This window comes from Corynebacterium gottingense, assembly GCF_003693265.1.
GTDB lineage: Bacteria > Actinomycetota > Actinomycetes > Mycobacteriales > Mycobacteriaceae > Corynebacterium > Corynebacterium gottingense.
The window spans coordinates 118,441-135,408 of record NZ_RDRE01000007.1 but is presented as its reverse complement, the minus strand read 5'-3'; the positions used below and the strand labels follow the sequence as shown (position 1 = coordinate 135,408).

Genomic DNA, 16,968 nt, shown 5'->3' with positions numbered 1-16,968 from the left:
ACACATCCCGCAACTACCAAAAACCATACTGGCGAAAAGGCCAACCCCCACTGACCTAAAACACAAAACCGGTGCCTCGGAAAAATAAAAACCGAGGCACCGGTTTGTCCACCATGTCGCGACTGAGGACAAGCGTGTCCCCGACAGGATTCGAACCTGCGACCTTCGGTACCGGAAACCGATGCTCTCATCCACTGAGCTACGGAGACAGTGCTTCACCAGCGCACATGTGCGCGGAAAAGCAATACGGTAAAGGGTAGCACTTGGGGTGGGCGGGGGAGTAATCGGCCTGGTCGGTGGCGTCGTCAAGCGGATGCGACAGGGTCCGGAATTTCCTAAGCACGTCTATGGAATGGGCCAGGGAGTTTTCACGGATTTGCAGGGGTGGTGTCGCATGATGATTGTGCGCCTTTGAGGAGGCGTGACACGGGAAACAATGACAGCAGAACGGCCGGTACCGAAAGGTACCGGCCGTTCTGTGTGTGTGTGGACCGCTGGAGGGCGAAGCCTTAGCGGTCCTGGCGCTCTAGTGAACGACCATCACGATCAGGTCGCGGGGGCCGTGCACGCCCTCGACGCGGACCAGTTCGATGTCGGAGGTTGCGGAGCCACCGGAAATCATGGTGGCCGGCTTCTCCGGGTCAATGCGGCTCATCATCTCCGGGACGCCGTAGACCAGCGAGTCCGGGCGGACGATGACCACGTGGCGGTCGGGCACGAGCGAGAGCGCGCGGCGGCCGCAGAGGTCGCCGGACTCGAGCACGATGGAACCCGTCTGCGCGGAGGTGACCTGGGAGTCGGTCACTGCGGCGCCGATGTCGCCAAGCTGGCGCGGGTCGGACGCGGGGTCGTCCGCGCGGGCCTCGCCGTCGAACTCAGCGAACAGGGAGGCGTCCAGGCCCGGGGCGTAGACGATGTCCTTCGCGCCGCGCTCGGCGAGGATCTTGGCAATGTTGGACGCGAGGTCCGCCTCAGACGTCTCAACGACGCTGGCCTTGTAGTCCAGCAGGCGGTCGATGAGGATCTCACGGAGCTGCTCCGGGGTGTGATCGGAGGTGGTGCGGTACTCGCGCACTGCCTCGACGTGGGACGGGGCCTCGGAGAGCTGCTGCGCATCGCGGACGCGCTTGAGAATCTCCTTCTTTGCGTCCTCGTTACGGGAGGAAACGTTCGGTGCCATGCTTACTTATCCTCTCCGGTGTTCGGGTCGACAAAGTTGGTGGCCTGCGATTCGGAGTCGCGCCCCGGGACGCCGCGCTTGCGCTCGGCGGCGAGCAGGTCGCGCGCCTCGTCCGTCTCCCACCACTGGCGGAAGGACTTCTTCGGCGGCACGGCCACGTCGCGGTACTCCGTCCATGCGGACAGCGGCGCCGGCATGGAGGAGATCTCGCCCTTGAATCCGCCGAGGATGCGGCCGAGCGCGACCATGCGCACAGCCTTGTTCCACAGCTTCGGGTTGCCCCACATGGTGCCGATGAGGCCGAAGGCCTTGGACTCCATGAACGGACGGTGCTGCTCCACCTTCTGGTGGCGCATCTCCAGCAGGATGTCCGTGATCGGGATCTTCACCGGGCAGACCTCGTTGCAGCGGCCACACAGGGACGACGCGTACGGCAGGGAGGAGTTCGGATCATCCAGGTCCTCCATGCCGGTCAGCTGCGGGGTGAGGATGGCACCGATCGGCCCCGGGTAGGTGGAGCCGTAGGAGTGGCCGCCAGCGCGCTCGTAGACCGGGCAGACGTTCAGGCAGGCCGAGCAGCGGATGCACTTGAGGGCCTCGCGGCCGATCTCGTTGGACAACGCCGCGGTGCGGCCGTTGTCCAGCAGCACGATGTGGAAGTTCTGCGGGCCGTCGCCCTCGGTCACGCCGGACCAGAGCGAGGTGTACGGGTTCATGCGCTCACCGGTGGAGGAGCGCGGCAGGAGCTGCAGGAAGACCTCCAGGTCCTGGAACTTTGGCACGAGCTTCTCAATGCCCATGACGGAGATCAGGGTCTCCGGCATGGTCAGGCACATGCGGCCGTTGCCCTCGGACTCCACGATGGAGACGGTGCCGGTCTCGGCAACGCCAAAGTTCACGCCGGAGATGGCGACCTTCGCCTTCATGAACTGCTCGCGCAGGTACTGGCGGGCAGCCTCTGCCAGTTCGGCCGGGTCCGAAGTGAGGGACTCGTCCGTGTTGGGCATCTTATCGACGAAGATGTTTCGGATCTCAGCGCGGTTGCGGTGAATCGCCGGCACCAGGATGTGGGAGGGGAAGTCCTCGCCGAGCTGCACGATCAGCTCCGCAAGGTCGGTCTCCTGCGCGGTGATGCCGCGCTTTTCCAGCTCCTCGTTGAGGGCGATCTCCTGGGTGGCCATGGACTTGATCTTGACCACGTCGGTCTCGCCGGTTTCGCGGATGAGGCCCTCGATGATGTCGTTGGCCTCGGCGGCGTCGCGCGCCCAGTGGATGTGGCCGCCGCGGGCGGTCACGTTGCGCTCGAACTCCTCGAGCAGTTCCGGCAGGCGCGCGCCGACGTCCTGCTTAATGGTGGAACCGGCGGTGCGCAGCTCCTGCCAGTCATCCAGCTCGTCGACAACCTCCTGGCGCTTCACGCGAATCGCGGTGGTGGCGTAGTTCAGGTTGCGGCGCTTGGTGACGTTGTCCAGCTCGTGGTGCGCAGCCTTCTGGAACTTCTCGGTGCCACGCAGGTGGTTGGGGCCAGCCGCGTGGGGCGGCATCTGGGGTTTGCCAAGTGCAACTTTCACAGCATGGTCTCCTTCGAGTAAGCGGCCGACTTGGGGGTCCACGGGTGCTCCTTGGTGGAGGCGAGGATCTCGGCCATGTGCAGGGCGCGGACGCCCGAGTGCTGGCGGCTCATTGAGCCGGCGATGTTCATGAGGCAGGAGGAGTCACCGGCGGTGACGAACTCGGCCTGGGTCTCCTTGATGTGGCGGGTCTTGTCAGAGACCATCGCGGCGGACACCTCAGACATCTTCACTGCGAAGGTGCCGCCAAAGCCGCAGCACTCCTCGCGGTTGGGCAGCTCCACCAGCTCGAGGCCCTCGACTGCGCGCAGCAGCTTGTAGGGGCGATCGCCAACTTCCAGGAAGCGGCGGGAGTGGCAGGACTCGTGGTAGGTGACGCGGTGGGGGAAGAACGCTCCGACGTCCTCGGTCCCTGCGACGTCGATGAGGAACTCGGAGAGCTCGTAGGTCTTCTTGGAGGCCTTCTTCGCGCCGTCAATCAGCGCGGAGCTGCCGTAGCGGTCGGCCAGGAAGACGTGCTGCTCGCGGACAGCGCCAGCGCAGGAGCCGGAAGGTGCGACGACGTAGTCAATGGACGGGTCGGCGAATGCGTCGACGTAAGACTCGACGATCGGGACGGCTTCCTTCTGGTATCCGGTGTTGACGTGCATCTGGCCGCAACACGTTTGACCTTCTGGGAAGACGACCTCGTAGCCCAGACGGGACAGCACAAGGGCGGTTGCCTTGTGTGCGTCCGGGAACAGAGCGTCGCCGATACAAGTAGAAAACAGTGCTACTCGCAAAGTGGACTCCTTAGAAAAATTGCTACTGCCGGTTCATCCGACAGCCGGGCGGGTGCATTATACGGCAGGTGCCAGGAAGCTGAGAATATTGGTCTGCAGGAAGACCATCACGCAGACCGCGAGCAAGAAGATAAACGAGTAGCCGACAACCTTCTTGAAGATCTCCGATTCCTTGCCCTCCATATCTACCGCTGTTGCAGCGATTGCGAGCGACTGAGGCGAAACCATTTTACCCACAACACCACCGGTGGTGTTGGCGGCGAGCATGAGATCCGGGTTGAGATTCAGCTGATCAGCCGCTGTGACTTGCAGTTTGGCAAAGAGTGCGTTGGCGGAAGTGTCGGAACCGGTGACGGCGACACCCACCCAACCCAATATGGGGGCAGCGAAGGCGAAGAACCCACCCAGGTTGGCAAAGAACTCGCCGATGGTCACCGTCTGGCCGGAGTAGTTCATCACGTAGGCGAGTGCAAGAACGAGCACGATGGTGGCGGCGGACCAGCGCATGCGGTACATGGTGTCCGTCAGCTCCTTGCCCACCTGGCCCCAGGTCAGCGAGTAGCGGCCGTTCTCGTTGAACATGATGTAGGCCAGGGCGACGATGAGGCCGGAGATGACCAGCAGGGTGCCCGGGTTGTTGAGGTAGGCGAAGGAGTAGTCGGCCTTGACGTCGGCGCCGTTGGCGTCGAGAAGCGAGCCCTGCGGCAGGCCCGGCCAGGGGAAGGTGACCTTGAAGGAGCTCAGCCACTCGGGGATGGTGGAGCCCAGGTTGGCCAGGCCGAAGATGACCACGACGACGGCGTAGGGCATGAGTGCCATCCAGATGCGGTTGCCGGGCAGCTCGACCTCGTCGGGGTTCTCCGAGCGCGGGAGCTCAAGGCGTTCGCGCATGTCGGCGATGCCCTTCGGCTGCCAGAAGCGGAGCAGCAGGAAGGCTGCGCCGAGCGCGACGATGCAGGCGACGACGTCAGTGAGCTGGTAGGCGAAGAAGTTCGAGGTGAACCACTGCGCGATACCGAAGGAGAGGCCGATGACTAGGGCTGCGGGTGCGGTCTCGCGGACGCCGCGCATGCCGTCGATAATGCCGGCGATGATGAAGGGGACGAAGAACGCCAGGAACGGGGTCTGGTGGCCGACGATGGCAGCGATGTTCTCGGTCTGCTCGAGGGTGCGGCCACCGACCTCGCCGGCGGTGGTAATCGGGATGGCGACGGCGCCGAACGCAACCGGTGCGGTGTTGGCAATCAGCACGATCGTTGCGGCGCGCAGCGGCTTGATGCCCAGGGCGAGAATCATGGTCGCGGTAATGGCGACGGGGGCGCCGAAGCCTGCGAGGGCCTCGAGCAGTCCGCCGAAGCAGAACGCGATGAGCATGGCCTGGATGCGCACGTCACCGTGGCCCATCTTGTCAAATACGAGGCGCAAATCTTCGAAGCGGCCCGAGGCGACCGTGATTTGGTAGAACCAGATCGCCGCCATGATGACAAAGACGATGGGGAGCAGGCCGAACAGGCCGCCACGGAAGGCGGAGGAGATGGCCATTCCCGCGGGCATGTTGAAGCCAAAGATGGCGACCAGCAGGGCGGCGACGAGGGCGACGAGGCCGGAGAGGTGCGCGCTGGCTTTCACGCCCAGCAGCATGATGAAGAAGGTGAGCAGAGGGATCGCCGACACCAATGCGGAAAGTCCGACGCTGCCCCCGACTGCGTCGGTGAAGACCTGGAACTGGTCCATGTTTGCGCTCCTTGGTTGGAAGGAAATGTATGAAATGCCACGCGGGGCGTTCCCCTGTGTGTGCGCCGACATTCTCACGGAATTATGACACGCGAGTAAACGTATTCGCAGGAGAATTTTGAGAAAAGTACATTCAACGCGAAACTATTCTGAGCTGGGCCGACGCCGGAGGCGGGGGTATAAAAGGCGGCCAGACGGGGGAGGAGGTACCACCATGCGAACCGGGAAACGTGGTGCGCACGCGGGCCATGGAGAGAATGCGGTAGGGGTGAATTAGACTTGCACCCCATGACGCCAGCAGACCTTTCTCAGCTCATCAGGACGACGACCGTTTCCGTGCTCACGCAGCACGACCTCGACGCATCCGTAGTGCCGGACAACGTCACCGTGGAGCGCCCGCGCAACCCGGAGCACGGCGACTACGCCACCAACATCGCGCTGCAGGTGGCCAAGAAGGCGGGGACCAACCCGCGCGAGCTCGCCACCTGGCTGGCCGAGGCGCTGTCGTCGGACGATGCAGTGGACACCGCCGAGGTCGCGGGCCCCGGGTTCCTCAACCTGCGCCTGGCATCCGCCGCGCAGGGGCGCCTGGTTGGCCAGATCCTGGACGCGGGAGAGGGCTTCGGTGGCTCGACTCTGTACGCAGGCGAGAAGATCAACCTTGAGTTCGTCTCTGCAAACCCGACCGGCCCGATCCACCTGGGCGGCACCCGCTGGGCTGCCGTGGGTGACTCGCTGGGGCGCGTGCTGGAGGCCTCCGGCGCCGAGGTGACCCGCGAGTACTACTTCAACGACCACGGCGGGCAGATCGACCGTTTTGCCCGCTCACTCGTGGCCGCGGCGAAGGGGGAGCCGACCCCCGAGGACGGTTACGGCGGGGACTACATCAAGGAGATTGCGGGCGCTGTCGTCGATAAGCATGCCGATGCACTCGACGGCGATGACGCGCAGGTGCAGGAAAACTTCCGCGCGGCTGGCGTGGAGATGATGTTTGCGCAGATCAAGGAGTCGCTGCACGAGTTTGGCGTGGACTTCGACGTGTTCTTCCACGAGAATTCACTGTTCGAGTCGGGCGCGGTGGACAAGGCGATCCAGACGCTGAAGGACAATGGGAACCTCTACGAGGCCGAGGGGGCCTGGTGGCTGCGCTCGAGCGACTTCGGCGACGACAAGGACCGCGTGGTGCTGAAGTCCGACGGCAATGCCGCCTACATTGCGGGCGATATTGCCTACGTGGCGGACAAGTTTGATCGCGGCCACGACCTGGCCATCTACATGCTCGGCGCGGACCACCACGGCTACATCGCGCGACTGCGGGCCGCAGCGCAGGCGCTGGGCTACAACCCGGAGGCCGTCGAGGTGCTCATCGGCCAGATGGTGAACCTGGTGCGCGACGGCAAGCCGGTGAAGATGTCCAAGCGCGCGGGCACGATCATCACGCTAGATGACCTTGTGGACGCCATCGGTGTGGACGGCGCGCGCTACTCGCTGGTCCGCTCCTCCGTCGACTCCAGCTTGGACATCGACCTAGACCTGTGGACGAAGCAGTCCAGCGACAACCCGGTCTACTACGTGCAGTACGGCCACGCGCGCCTGTGCTCGCTGGCACGCAACGCGCAGGACGCCGGCGTGAGCGCCGAGGGCGCGGACTTCGCGCTGCTCACGCACGAGAAGGAGGGCGACCTGATCCGCACGCTCGGCGAGTTCCCGGCAGTGGTTAAGGCCGCCGCCGAGCTGCGCGAGCCGCACCGCATCGCCCGCTACGCCGAGGAGCTGGCGAGCTCCTTCCACAAGTTCTACGACTCCTGCCAGGTCCTGCCGAAGTCCGGCGAGGACACCGCCCCGATCCACAGCGCGCGCTTCGCGCTATCTATGGCCACCCGCCAGGTGCTGGCAAACGCGCTGCGCATGGTCGGCGTGTCCGCCCCGGAGCGGATGTAGGGGGACTGGCGCACCATGGATAACGCTGTAGAAACCCCGTCTGCGCAGCAGTTTAATGAGCTCCCCGCGCACGTCTGGCCCCGCAACGCGGCGCGCCAGGAGGATGGCGTGATCACCATCGCGGGTGTGCCACTGCCCGAGATCGCCGCGGAGTACGGCACGCCCGTCATGGTGGTGGACGAGGACGATTTCCGTTCGCGGTGCCGCGACATGGCAGAGGCGTTCGGCTCCGCCCGCAACGTGCACTACGCGTCGAAGGCGTTTTTGACCCGCCACATCGCCCGCTGGGTTGACGAGGAAGGCCTGGCCCTCGACGTAGCGAGCGAGAACGAGCTGCGCATCGCGCTGGCCGCCGATTTCCCGCCGGAGCGGATCACGGTCCACGGCAACAACAAGTCCGCCAGCTTCCTGCGCCTGTGCCTGGACGCCGGCGTGGGCCACGTGGTGATCGACTCCCGCCAGGAACTCACCGAACTCGCGGCGCTGGCGGAAGAGTGTGGCAAGGTGCAGGACGTCTTCGTCCGCGCCAAGCCGGGCGTAGACGCGCACACGCACGAGTTCATCGCCACCAGCCATGAGGACCAGAAGTTCGGCCTGTCGCTCGCCTCCGGCTCGGCGTATGAGGCCGCGGTCGCCGCGATCCGCTCGCCGCACCTCGAGCTCACCGGCCTGCACTGCCACGTAGGCTCCCAGGTCTTCGACGCGGAGGGCTTCAAGCTCGCCGCCCAGCGCGTCCTTGGCCTCTACGCCCAGATCTGGAAGGAGCAGGGCGTCGCGCTCAAGTTCCTCGACTTAGGCGGCGGCTACGGCATTGCGTACATGAACGGCGAGGAGCCGCTGGACGTCGTGGCGGTGGCGAAGGACCTCCTGTGCGAGGTCCAGCACGTCGCCGACGACCTGGGCATCGAGGCTCCCACCGTGGTGGTTGAGCCCGGCCGCGCCATCGCGGGCCCGTCCACGGTAACGGTGTACCGCGCCGGCATCGTCAAGGACGTCCACACCTCGTACACCGCGACGCGCCGCTACATCGCAGTCGACGGCGGCATGAGCGATAACATCAGGCCAGCGCTCTACGCATCGCTTTACGACGCCCGCGTGGCCAACCGCTTCACCGAGGGCACCCCAGTGCCGACGCGCCTGGTCGGCTCGCACTGCGAGTCCGGCGACATCCTGGTGGAAAACGCCGCGTGGCCCGACGACATTGCGTCCGACGACCTCATCGCCATCGCGGCGACGGGCGCGTACTGCTACTCCATGAGCTCGAACTACAACTCCTTCGGGCGCCCGGCCGTGGTTGCCGTGCGCGCGGGGCAAGTAAAGCCCATGGTCAGACGCGAAACTGTCGAAGACATTTTGGCCCGCGAATATTAACACCGGTACCCGGCCCCGAAAAAGTAGACCAAGCGGTACACTGTGCCGGGTACGCAGACCCGTTACTTGAGGAGAGGGAACACGCATGACCGTCGCAAGCGCCGAAGGCCACAACGGCAACTACCCGGGCAAGGGGATTGGACACGCCGTGGGCGTGGCCGTGCTGGGCAAGGGCACCGTGGGCACCGAGGTGCTGCGCCTGCTCAAGGAGTTTTCTGACAGCCTGGAGCAGCGCGTCGGCGGTCCGCTCGAGGTCCGCGGCGTCGCCGTGTCCAACCTGGACAAGCACAAGGACGCACCGGAAGTCCAGGGCGTGTACCTGACCGATGATGCCTCGGAGCTGGTCACGCGCGACGACGTCGACGTCGTCGTGGAGCTGATCGGTGGCATCGATTACCCGCGCGAGCTGGTGCTCAAAGCGCTGCACGCGGGGAAGTCCGTCGTGACCGCTAACAAGGCGCTGGTGGCGGCGCACGGCTCCGAGCTGGCGGACGCCGCCAACGAGGCCGGCGTGGACCTCTACTACGAGGCGGCCGTCGCCGCGGCCATCCCCGTGGTTGGCATGCTGCGCCGCTCGCTGGCGGGCGACAAGGTGGAGCGGATCTCCGGCATCGTCAACGGCACCACCAACTTCATCCTGGACGCGATGGCGTCGACTGGCGCGAGCTACGAGGACGCGCTGGCGGAGGCGACCCGCCTGGGCTACGCCGAGGCCGACCCGACCGCGGATGTGGAGGGCCACGACGCGGCGTCGAAAGCCGCGATCCTTGCGTCCATGGGCTTCCACACCCGCGTGACCTTTGATGATGTGTACTGCGAGGGGATCTCCAAGATCACTGCGGATGACATCGCGGCGGCGAAGAAGTCGAACCAGACGATCAAGCTGCTGGCCATCTGCGAGCGGCTGTACGACGATGCGGGCAACACCACCGCCGTCAACGCCCGCGTCCACCCGACCCTGGTGCCCAACGAGCACCCGCTGGCCACGGTGGATAAGTCCTACAACGCCATCTTCGTGGAGGCGGAGGCGGCCGGGCGCCTCATGTTCTACGGCAACGGCGCCGGCGGTGCGCCCACGGCGTCGGCGGTGCTCGGCGACCTGGTCGGCGCCGCCCGCAACAAGGTGCACGGCGGCCGCGCCCCCGCGGAGAACCCCTACGCCGACTACGACGTCGTGGCCTTCGACGAGGTCCCCACGCGCTACCACATCAACATGACGGTCTCCGACCGCGTCGGCGTGCTGGCCGACCTCGCCCGGCACTTTGCTGACGACGGCGTTTCGCTCTCCGCGGTGCGCCAGGAAGAGTCCGGGAACGAGGCCCACCTCATCGTGGTCACCCACAAGGCGTTGGAGAAGGACCTGCGCGCGATTGTGCAGAGGCTTTCTGAGCATGACGCCGTCCAGGCGGTTAACTCCGTCATCCGTCTCGACTCCTAAGGGAGAAAGGGAACGCAATGCCCACCGACCTGCAAGTAGGCCTCAAGGCCACCGTGACCGTCCCGGGTTCCTCCGCGAACCTGGGCCCGGGGTTTGACACCCTGGGCATCGCCGTGAGCATTTACGACACGGTGGAGGTCGAGGTCACCGCGTCCGGGCTGGACGTACAGATCTTTGGCGAGGGCGCCGACGAGCTGCCGCGTGACAACTCCCACCTGGTGGTGAAGGCGATCCGCTCCGGGCTCAAGGCAGCTGGCGTTGAGGCACCGGGGCTGAAAGTGACCTGCAACAACAACATCCCGCAGTCGCGCGGCCTCGGGTCCTCCGCGGCCGCCGCGGTGGCGGGCGTTGTCGCCGCGAACACGCTCGCGGGCGGTCCGCTGAGCACCGACGAAATCGTCCAGCTGTCCAGCGAATTCGAGGGGCACCCCGACAACGCCGGCGCGTCCGTACTCGGCGCGGCAGTCGTGTCCTGGACGGAAATCCCGGTGGACGGGCGCTCACTGCCCGAGTACCGGGCTGTGGGCGTAGACGTGGACCCGCGGATCCGGGCGTACGCACTGGTCCCGGACTTCCACGCCTCCACCAACGCGGTGCGCAAGGTGCTGCCCAGCCACGTCACGCACACGGACGCGCGCTTCAACGTGTCGCGCACCGCGGTGATGACGGTAGCGATTCAGAACCACCCGGAGCTGCTCTGGGAGGGCACCCGCGACCGCCTGCACCAGCCGTACCGGTCCGACGTGCTCCCGGTGACGGCGGAGTGGGTCAACCGCCTGCGCAACCGCGGCTACGCCGCGTACCTCTCTGGCGCCGGCCCGACCGCGATGGTGCTGTGCACCGAGCCCGTCGACGAGGCGATCCTGGACGAGGCCCGCGCCGCCGGCCTGCGCGTGCTGGACCTCGAGGTCGCCGGCCCGGTCAAAGCCGAGCTGACGAGCGACTAGGGGCGAGCGCCTAACGCCGCAGGCCGTCCATCCCGCCGCGTAGGCTTGCCACCCCGCGCACGCCCCGGGCCTCGAGCGCGGCGACCGCCCGCGCGGAGCGGGCGCCCGAGGCGCAGATGAGCACCCCGCCGCCTGCTAACTCCGGCGGGGTGTAGCCGTCGAGGACCCTGCCCAGCGGCACGTTGATCGCGCCCCGGATGTGGTCGGTGGCGTATTCGGAGGGCTCGCGGACGTCGATAAGCACTGCCCCCGGCGGTATGCTGCCTACTTCCGCGGGCCCGTGCGGTGGGTCAAGCTCGCGGACGCGCTCGGTCACGGCTGGGTCCGCGTTGAGCGGGACGTATTCCCAGGTGCCGGCGAGGCCGTCGAAGTAGCCGAGCGTGCCCACGAGCGGCGTGCCCATACCGGTGGCGAGCTTGAGCGCCTCCATCGCCATCGCTGAGCCGACGACGCCGACGAGCGGCCCAAGCACGCCCGCCTGCGAGCACGACGGGACCGAGCCGGGCGGCGGCGGGGCGGGGAAGAGGTCCTCGTAGACGGGGCCGTGGCCGGCCCAGAAGACGGAGAGCTGCGCCTCGACACCGAGGATGGAGCCCCAGATGTGCGGGATGCCCAGGCGTGCCGCCGCGTGAGAGATGACGTGGCGGGTGTCAAAGTTGTCGGAGCCGTCGAGGACCATGTCTGCGCTGGCGAGCTGCGCCACGGCGTTGTCCCATGTCAGGCGCGTGCGGACCGGGTCGACCTCCGTGTCGGGGTTGAGGGCCTCGAGCGCGTCCATGGCGGAGAGCACTTTAGCGTCGCCGACGGTGCCGGTGGTGTGGATGACTTGGCGGTGCAGGTTGGAGAGGGCGACCGCGTCGTCGTCGATAAGCACGATGCTCCCGACGCCCGCGCCCGCGAGGTAGAGGAGGGCGGGGGAGCCGAGGCCGCCCGCGCCGACGACGGCGATGCGCGCGCCGCGGAGTTTCTGCTGGGCGGCCTCGCCGATGAGCGCGGTTTGGCGCACGTAGCGGCTATCCATCGATGCCCACCCACTGGGTCTCGCCGCTGGCCATGACCTGCCGTTTCCAGATCGGCACCTCGGACTTGACGCGGTCGGCGGTTGTCTCGCACGCGTCGAAGGCGTCGCCGCGGTGCGCGCTGGCGGCGAGGACGAGGAAGGCGAGCTTGCCGATGGGCACCTCGCCCGTGCGGTGCGCGGTGAAGAGGCGGACGGGGTGGGCGGCCGCGACCTCCGCGGCGACGCGCCGCAGCTCATCGGTGGCGCTGGGGTGCGCCTCGTAGGCGAGGGCGCGCACGCGCTGGCCGCCGTCGTGGTCGCGGACAATCCCGTCGAAGCGGACGAGCGCGCCCATCGCGTCGGTGAGCGTGTCAGTGGTGGCCTGCTGCGCGAGCAGCTCGAGCGGTTGGTCCGTGACGACGGCGCCGATGACCTGGCCCGTCTGCGCGGCGACGTAGGCGGGATCGGGGTCGGGGTCGGGGCGGCTAGTGTGCATGGTTGCCTTCCAGCTGGTCGAGGAGGTGGGACAGGATCGGGGCGAGCACCGCGCAGCCGTCCTGCACGCCGCCGCGCGACCCGGGCAGCGCCATGATGAAGGTGCCGCGCTGGGTGATGCCGGCGACGGTGCGCGAGAGGATAGCGGTCGGGGTGGAGGCGAGACCTTGATGGTAGAAGGCGTGCGCGATCCCCGGGAGCTCGCGGTCCACGTGCGCGGCGACGGCCTCGACCGTGCGGTCGTCGGGGCTGACGCCCGTACCGCCGGAAATGAGGACGACGCTGGGCCGGCGGGCGATGGCGTCGCGTACAGCGGCGTCGATGGCGGCGTCCGCGACCACGGTGGCGTCCGGGGTGCGCAGGCCCATTCCGCGCAGGAACTCGACCGCGATCGGCCCGGATTTATCCTGGTAGATGCCTTGCGACGCCCGCGTGGACGCGACGATGACCTCTGCGTTTCTCATAGCGTCCCCATCGTACCGCCGGGCGCTACAGTGGGTACGCGGCGGCGAGCTCGCCGGCCCGCAGGGTGGCACCCGCGGGAATCCGGATGAGGTGCGTTGCCTGCGCCCCCTGCGCGAGGAGGTGTGAGCCGGGGCCGCCGATCGGCCGAATCGCCCCGTGCTTGACCGCGCCACGCAAAAACTGCTCCTTGTCCTCCAACCCCGCGACGTCGCAAGCAAGCGGCGCCAGAATCGGCTCGGGTGCGTGCCCGAGCAGCGGCGCCACGTAGGTGCGGAAGCTGACCAGCGTGGAGATTGGGTTGCCGGGCAGGCTGATCACGGGCGTCTCGGCGAAGCGGCTGAGTCCTTGCGGACCTCCCGGTTGCTGGGCCACGTGCCCGTACCAGCCCTGGCGGAAGATTTGGCGGACCACCTCGAACTTGCCGTGGCTGATCCCGCCGGAGGTGACCACTGCGTCCGGCGCGTGCTCCGCGATTGCATCCCGCACCTGCGCCTCCAGCTCGTCCGGGTCATCGCTGGTGCGCACGTGCGCTGCAACCGCGATGCCGTACCGCGACGCCAACGCCCGCAGCATCGGCCCGTTGGCGTCGGGGATCGTCGCGGGGCCGGTAGGCCTTGCGGTGACTTCGGCGCCCCCGGTCACGATGACAATCCGCGCCGCCCGCACGACCTCGACCTCGCTGATGCCCTGGCTTGCCAGCGCGCCGACGAGCGCCGGGGTAACCGGCGCGCCCGCCGGAGCGAGCTCTTCGCCCGCCGCGATGTCGGAGCCCGCCCGCCGCACGAAGGCGCCTTCTTCCGTTGCCGGCAGGCGCACGCGTTCGCCCTCGCCGACGAACTCGCCCGGGTCGCACGCCTCCACAGGCACGACCGCCCGCGTCCCGCGCGGCAGCTTCGCCCCCGTCATCACCGGCGCCGCCAGCGCGCCGAGCCCCACCGGGTACGCGGCGTCTGGGTCCGCGCCCGCGGCAACGGTGGGGCCGACTACCGCCTCGCGAGCGCCCACCTCACCCACCGCGTACCCGTCCATCTGCGAGTTTGTAAAGGGCGGTTGCTGGCGCAGCGCCACGACGGCGCCGGCAAGCGACGCCCCGCGCGCGGCAGCGTCAAGCGGCGTGGTCAGCTCGCTGCGGCGCTCGCCCAGCGCTGCAGCCACCGCGGCGAAATGCGTTTCGGGGGTTCGGCTCATGGGGCCATCGTACGGCGCAGCACGCAGGTATCGTGTGAGCATGCAGATCCACTACTTCGCCGCCGCCCGCGCGGCCACCGGCACGCCGTGCGAGGACGTCGGCGAGTTCTCAACGCTCGAGCAGTTGCTTATCGACGCCACGTCGCGCCACACCGGCACCACCGATTCCGGCCAGACGCTCGCGGACATCGTGGCGCGCTGCACATTCCTCGTCGACGGCACCCGGTCGGATCCTTCCACGCTGCTGGCCGGCGCGTCGCGCGTCGACGTGCTTCCACCGTTCGCGGGTGGGTAGTGAAGTTTTTCCGCACGTGCGGAAAAACTTCACCCGTGTTCCGCCGGGATGAGCCTGACCTTCCGGGCATCTAACGTGCAGGTCACCTGCGTTCCGGGCGCGAGGTCCTGGCGCAGCACCGCGTCGCGGTCCACGAGCAGCGAGACGTAGTGCTCGGCGTTCTCGGCGTCCCCGCCCACGGCCAGCTCGACGGCGGCGCCGCCTCCTGGCAGCAGGTCGACCGCGCTGACGCGCCCGCGGAGCAGGTGGGAGCCCGCGGGCTGTGGGGTGCGAATCACAGAGAGCGCGTCCGGGGGGAAGGAAGCGCGGAGGGGGCGGGGCACGGTGGCGTCGGGAAGCGGTGGCCCCTCGAGCAGGCTGAGGTCCGCAAGCAGGTTCATGCCCAGTAGGCGTGCGGAAAATGCGGTGGCGGGGGCGGCGAGCTCGTCGGCGGCGGGGCGCAGGCTGACGACGCTGCCGCAGCGCAAGACGGCGACGTAGTCCGCAAGCGTTGCGACGTCGATGGCATCGTGCGTGACCACGATCGTGGTGCGTTCGCGGGCCGTGGCCTGCAGCAGGCGGCGCCACTGGGCGGTGGTGGCGGCGTCAATGGCGGCGAGCGGTTCGTCGAGGATGAGCACGCGGGGGCGGGCAGCGAGCGCGCGGACCAGCGCGACCTGGGCGGCCTGCCCGCCGGACAGCGCGGGGACGGGGACGTCTGCCAGCGATGCGAGCCCGGCCGCGCGCAGCAGCTGCTCGGCGCTGCGGGTGACCATAGCGAGCGCGGTGCGCGGCGTCGCGGTCGGCGGCAGTGCGGGGTCCTGCGTGAGCAGCACGACGCCCCGGTGCTTTGCAACGCCCCTGGCCAGCGTCGTCTTCCCCGCGCCATTCGGCCCGATGAGCGCCGTTGTTGCGTTGGCGGGAAAGCGGGTGGCCCCGACAAGGACTTCCTCGCCGCGCGCGTCGGGGCGGGTCAGCTGACTGAGTTTCGCGGCGTCGATCGTGCCGGTTTCCCGCGGTTGTTCCGCGGGCCGGTGTCGGCCGCGCCACTGCGCGAGCGCGGCTGGCAGGGCGGTTGCCGCCAGCGCGAGGACCGCGAACCCCACCAGAATGGCGGAAAGCCCGTAGGCGAGTGACTGGTCGACCTCGCGCGCCAGGTAGATCCCCAGCGGCATGGTTCGTGTGGTGCCAGGCATGGAGCCGGCAAAGGTGAGGGTGGTGCCGAACTCGCCCAGCGAGCGGGCGAACGCGAGCCCAGCGGCGGTGACGAGAGCCGGGGCGATGGCGGGCAGGATAATCCGGCGAACGATCCGTCCCGGCGGGATCCCGACCGCCTCCGCCGAAGCGGCCACCTCCGGCCCCAGCTGGCGCAGCGCGGAATCGAGCGTGATGACCACGAAGGGCAGGGCAACGTACACGTGAGCGGCGACAACGCCGGGGAAGGCGAAGGCGAATTTCCAGTGCAGCGCGTCGAGGAGCGGGGCGGCGAGGCCTCGCCTGCCGATGAGCGCCGAGAGCGCAAGGCCCGCGACCACCGGCGGCATTGCCAGTGGCAGGAGGACGAGGAGCCGCGCCAGCGATGACCCGCGGCGGACCCGCTGGAGCCACAGCGCCAGCGGCGTGCCGAGCGCGACCGCGATGACCGTGGCAAGCGTGGCCGACGCAACCGTTACCCGCAGCAGTTCGTGCGTTTCCGGTGCCCGGAGCACGGCGCCGAGGTCGGTCCACGGCACGCGCGCTCCGAGCGCAAACACGGGCAGGACGATGAGCGCGAGCGTGATCGCCGCCAGCGCCGAAACGGCTGGCGGGGTAGGGGTCGGTCGAGCGCGCATCATGCCGCCGGTGTGAAGCCGGACTGCTCCCACATCTCGCGCGCCTGCGGGCTGTGGAGTCGGTGCACCAGTTCGCCGGCCTCGCCCGGGTGCTCGGAGCTCGTGACGACGCCCGCGACCAGGGAGTTCGGGAACTCGGCGGCGTGCGGAATGTCGACGGTGTCCACGTCGCCGCCCGCCGCAGCCGCGTCGGTGCGGTACACGAACGCGGCGTCGGCTTCGCCCGAGACCACTTTGCCCAGCGTGTCTGCCACGTTGTGCTCCAACGAGACGGGGTGAACGTCGAGCGAGTTGGCGCGGAGAAGCTGCTGCGACACCGCGCCGCAGGGGACCTGGGCGTCGCACATGACAAAGTTCACGTCGTCGCGCTCCAGGTCATCGGCGCTGCGCACGCCCGCCGGGTTTCCCTTCGGAACTACGAGCACCATCGAATTCGTCGCCACGACCTCGGGGTCGCGCGCCACGCCCGCGCGCACCGCGTCGTCCATGTTTTTCTGGTCGGCGGTGATGAGCACGTCGCCGGGTGCGCCGTCGCGCAGCTGCTGCACGAGGGTGGAGGAGCCTGCGTTGTTGAAGGTGAGTGGGGCGTCGATAAGCGTGCGCATCTCGTCGTTGAGGACTCTTGTCGACGCCGCGCCGAGGACGACCACTGCCTCGCTGCCGCCGGGAACGGGGTCGCTTGCGCACGAGGCGAGCAGGGATGCGAGCGCGGTCGCGGCGATGGCGGTGTGAACGGCGCGCACGGCGGCT

The 16,968-nt window shown here is 68.0% G+C and carries 15 protein-coding genes and 1 tRNA gene; 5 read left to right on the top strand and 11 right to left on the bottom strand.

Features of this window, described 5'->3' with window-relative positions:
- Positions 1–135: 135 nt before the first annotated feature.
- The 5 genes from EAW56_RS06340 to EAW56_RS06320 form a co-directional block, all read right to left on the bottom strand.
- A tRNA-Arg gene (locus EAW56_RS06340) sits at positions 136–209 on the bottom strand.
- 317 nt (positions 210–526) lie between these two features.
- Entirely contained in the window at positions 527–1,180 is a 654-nt protein-coding gene (locus tag EAW56_RS06335) for a LutC/YkgG family protein (protein ID WP_095275952.1), read from the bottom strand.
- A 2-nt stretch (positions 1,181–1,182) separates the two neighbouring features.
- Positions 1,183–2,751, bottom strand: coding sequence for a LutB/LldF family L-lactate oxidation iron-sulfur protein (locus tag EAW56_RS06330; protein WP_205691086.1), 1,569 nt, complete (start codon positions 2,749–2,751; stop codon positions 1,183–1,185).
- Positions 2,748–3,533 (bottom strand): (Fe-S)-binding protein, encoded by a 786-nt coding sequence (locus EAW56_RS06325; protein ID WP_095535074.1) that lies wholly within the window; start codon positions 3,531–3,533, stop codon positions 2,748–2,750. Before EAW56_RS06325 ends, EAW56_RS06330 begins: the two co-directional genes overlap by 4 nt.
- 57 nt (positions 3,534–3,590) lie before the next feature.
- The gene (locus EAW56_RS06320; protein ID WP_095535073.1) at positions 3,591–5,267 is read right to left on the bottom strand and encodes an L-lactate permease; all 1,677 of its coding nucleotides are present in this window, start codon (positions 5,265–5,267) and stop codon (positions 3,591–3,593) included.
- Positions 5,268–5,555: 288 nt separating this feature from the next.
- Between EAW56_RS06320 and argS the strand changes: the two genes are divergently transcribed.
- From argS to thrB, 4 genes are all read left to right on the top strand, one after another.
- Positions 5,556–7,208, top strand: a complete 1,653-nt coding sequence (argS, locus tag EAW56_RS06315) for an arginine--tRNA ligase (protein WP_122085710.1) — start codon at positions 5,556–5,558, stop codon at positions 7,206–7,208.
- Positions 7,209–7,223: 15 nt separating this feature from the next.
- The gene (gene lysA, locus EAW56_RS06310; protein ID WP_122085709.1) at positions 7,224–8,579 is read left to right on the top strand and encodes a diaminopimelate decarboxylase; all 1,356 of its coding nucleotides are present in this window, start codon (positions 7,224–7,226) and stop codon (positions 8,577–8,579) included.
- A gap of 85 nt (positions 8,580–8,664) precedes the next feature.
- Positions 8,665–10,017, top strand: coding sequence for a homoserine dehydrogenase (locus tag EAW56_RS06305; protein WP_095535070.1), 1,353 nt, complete (start codon positions 8,665–8,667; stop codon positions 10,015–10,017).
- A 17-nt stretch (positions 10,018–10,034) separates the two neighbouring features.
- A complete protein-coding gene (thrB, locus tag EAW56_RS06300) occupies positions 10,035–10,964 on the top strand; it encodes a homoserine kinase (RefSeq protein WP_122085707.1) in 930 nt (309 codons plus the stop codon).
- A gap of 10 nt (positions 10,965–10,974) precedes the next feature.
- Here the strand turns inward: thrB and EAW56_RS06295 are convergent, their stop codons facing one another.
- Genes EAW56_RS06295 through EAW56_RS06280 form a run of 4 tightly spaced genes read right to left on the bottom strand, consistent with a single transcriptional unit; the run spans position 10,975 to position 14,112 of the window.
- A complete protein-coding gene (locus EAW56_RS06295; protein WP_095546171.1) occupies positions 10,975–11,985 on the bottom strand; it encodes a ThiF family adenylyltransferase in 1,011 nt (336 codons plus the stop codon).
- Entirely contained in the window at positions 11,978–12,460 is a 483-nt protein-coding gene (locus tag EAW56_RS06290) for a molybdenum cofactor biosynthesis protein MoaE (protein WP_122085706.1), read from the bottom strand. The genes EAW56_RS06295 and EAW56_RS06290 overlap by 8 nt, the downstream gene beginning before the upstream one ends.
- A complete protein-coding gene (locus tag EAW56_RS06285) occupies positions 12,450–12,923 on the bottom strand; it encodes a MogA/MoaB family molybdenum cofactor biosynthesis protein (RefSeq protein ID WP_122085704.1) in 474 nt (157 codons plus the stop codon). The genes EAW56_RS06290 and EAW56_RS06285 overlap by 11 nt, the downstream gene beginning before the upstream one ends.
- A 25-nt stretch (positions 12,924–12,948) precedes the next feature.
- Positions 12,949–14,112 (bottom strand): molybdopterin molybdotransferase MoeA, encoded by a 1,164-nt coding sequence (locus tag EAW56_RS06280; RefSeq protein WP_122085722.1) that lies wholly within the window; start codon positions 14,110–14,112, stop codon positions 12,949–12,951.
- Between the two features lie 40 nt (positions 14,113–14,152).
- On the opposite strand from EAW56_RS06280, the gene EAW56_RS06275 reads away from it, so the two are divergent.
- Positions 14,153–14,407 carry a MoaD/ThiS family protein gene (locus EAW56_RS06275; RefSeq protein WP_095535066.1) on the top strand — a complete coding sequence of 85 codons (255 nt, stop codon included), beginning with the start codon at positions 14,153–14,155 and terminating at the stop codon, positions 14,405–14,407.
- A 29-nt stretch (positions 14,408–14,436) separates the two neighbouring features.
- On the opposite strand, the gene EAW56_RS06270 is transcribed toward EAW56_RS06275, so the two are convergent.
- Entirely contained in the window at positions 14,437–16,221 is a 1,785-nt protein-coding gene (locus tag EAW56_RS06270) for an ATP-binding cassette domain-containing protein (protein ID WP_244213370.1), read from the bottom strand.
- The gene (modA, locus tag EAW56_RS06265) at positions 16,218–16,961 is read right to left on the bottom strand and encodes a molybdate ABC transporter substrate-binding protein (RefSeq protein ID WP_244213369.1); all 744 of its coding nucleotides are present in this window, start codon (positions 16,959–16,961) and stop codon (positions 16,218–16,220) included. Before modA ends, EAW56_RS06270 begins: the two co-directional genes overlap by 4 nt.
- Positions 16,962–16,968: the final 7 nt, after the last annotated feature.

What these genes read in the sequence shown, in the direction of transcription:
- argS (WP_122085710.1), top strand. Translation starts at nt 5,556, where the DNA reads ATGACGCCAGCAGACCTTTCTCAGCTCATCAGGACGACGACCGTTTCC.
- lysA (WP_122085709.1), top strand. Translation starts at nt 7,224, where the DNA reads ATGGATAACGCTGTAGAAACCCCGTCTGCGCAGCAGTTTAATGAGCTC.
- EAW56_RS06280 (WP_122085722.1), bottom strand. Translation starts at nt 14,112, where the DNA reads ATGAGCCGAACCCCCGAAACGCATTTCGCCGCGGTGGCTGCAGCGCTG.
- thrB (WP_122085707.1), top strand. Translation starts at nt 10,035, where the DNA reads ATGCCCACCGACCTGCAAGTAGGCCTCAAGGCCACCGTGACCGTCCCG.
- EAW56_RS06335 (WP_095275952.1), bottom strand. Translation starts at nt 1,180, where the DNA reads ATGGCACCGAACGTTTCCTCCCGTAACGAGGACGCAAAGAAGGAGATT.
- EAW56_RS06305 (WP_095535070.1), top strand. Translation starts at nt 8,665, where the DNA reads ATGACCGTCGCAAGCGCCGAAGGCCACAACGGCAACTACCCGGGCAAG.
- EAW56_RS06270 (WP_244213370.1), bottom strand. Translation starts at nt 16,221, where the DNA reads ATGATGCGCGCTCGACCGACCCCTACCCCGCCAGCCGTTTCGGCGCTG.
- EAW56_RS06295 (WP_095546171.1), bottom strand. Translation starts at nt 11,985, where the DNA reads ATGGATAGCCGCTACGTGCGCCAAACCGCGCTCATCGGCGAGGCCGCC.
- EAW56_RS06290 (WP_122085706.1), bottom strand. Translation starts at nt 12,460, where the DNA reads ATGCACACTAGCCGCCCCGACCCCGACCCCGATCCCGCCTACGTCGCC.
- EAW56_RS06320 (WP_095535073.1), bottom strand. Translation starts at nt 5,267, where the DNA reads ATGGACCAGTTCCAGGTCTTCACCGACGCAGTCGGGGGCAGCGTCGGA.
- EAW56_RS06275 (WP_095535066.1), top strand. Translation starts at nt 14,153, where the DNA reads ATGCAGATCCACTACTTCGCCGCCGCCCGCGCGGCCACCGGCACGCCG.
- EAW56_RS06285 (WP_122085704.1), bottom strand. Translation starts at nt 12,923, where the DNA reads ATGAGAAACGCAGAGGTCATCGTCGCGTCCACGCGGGCGTCGCAAGGC.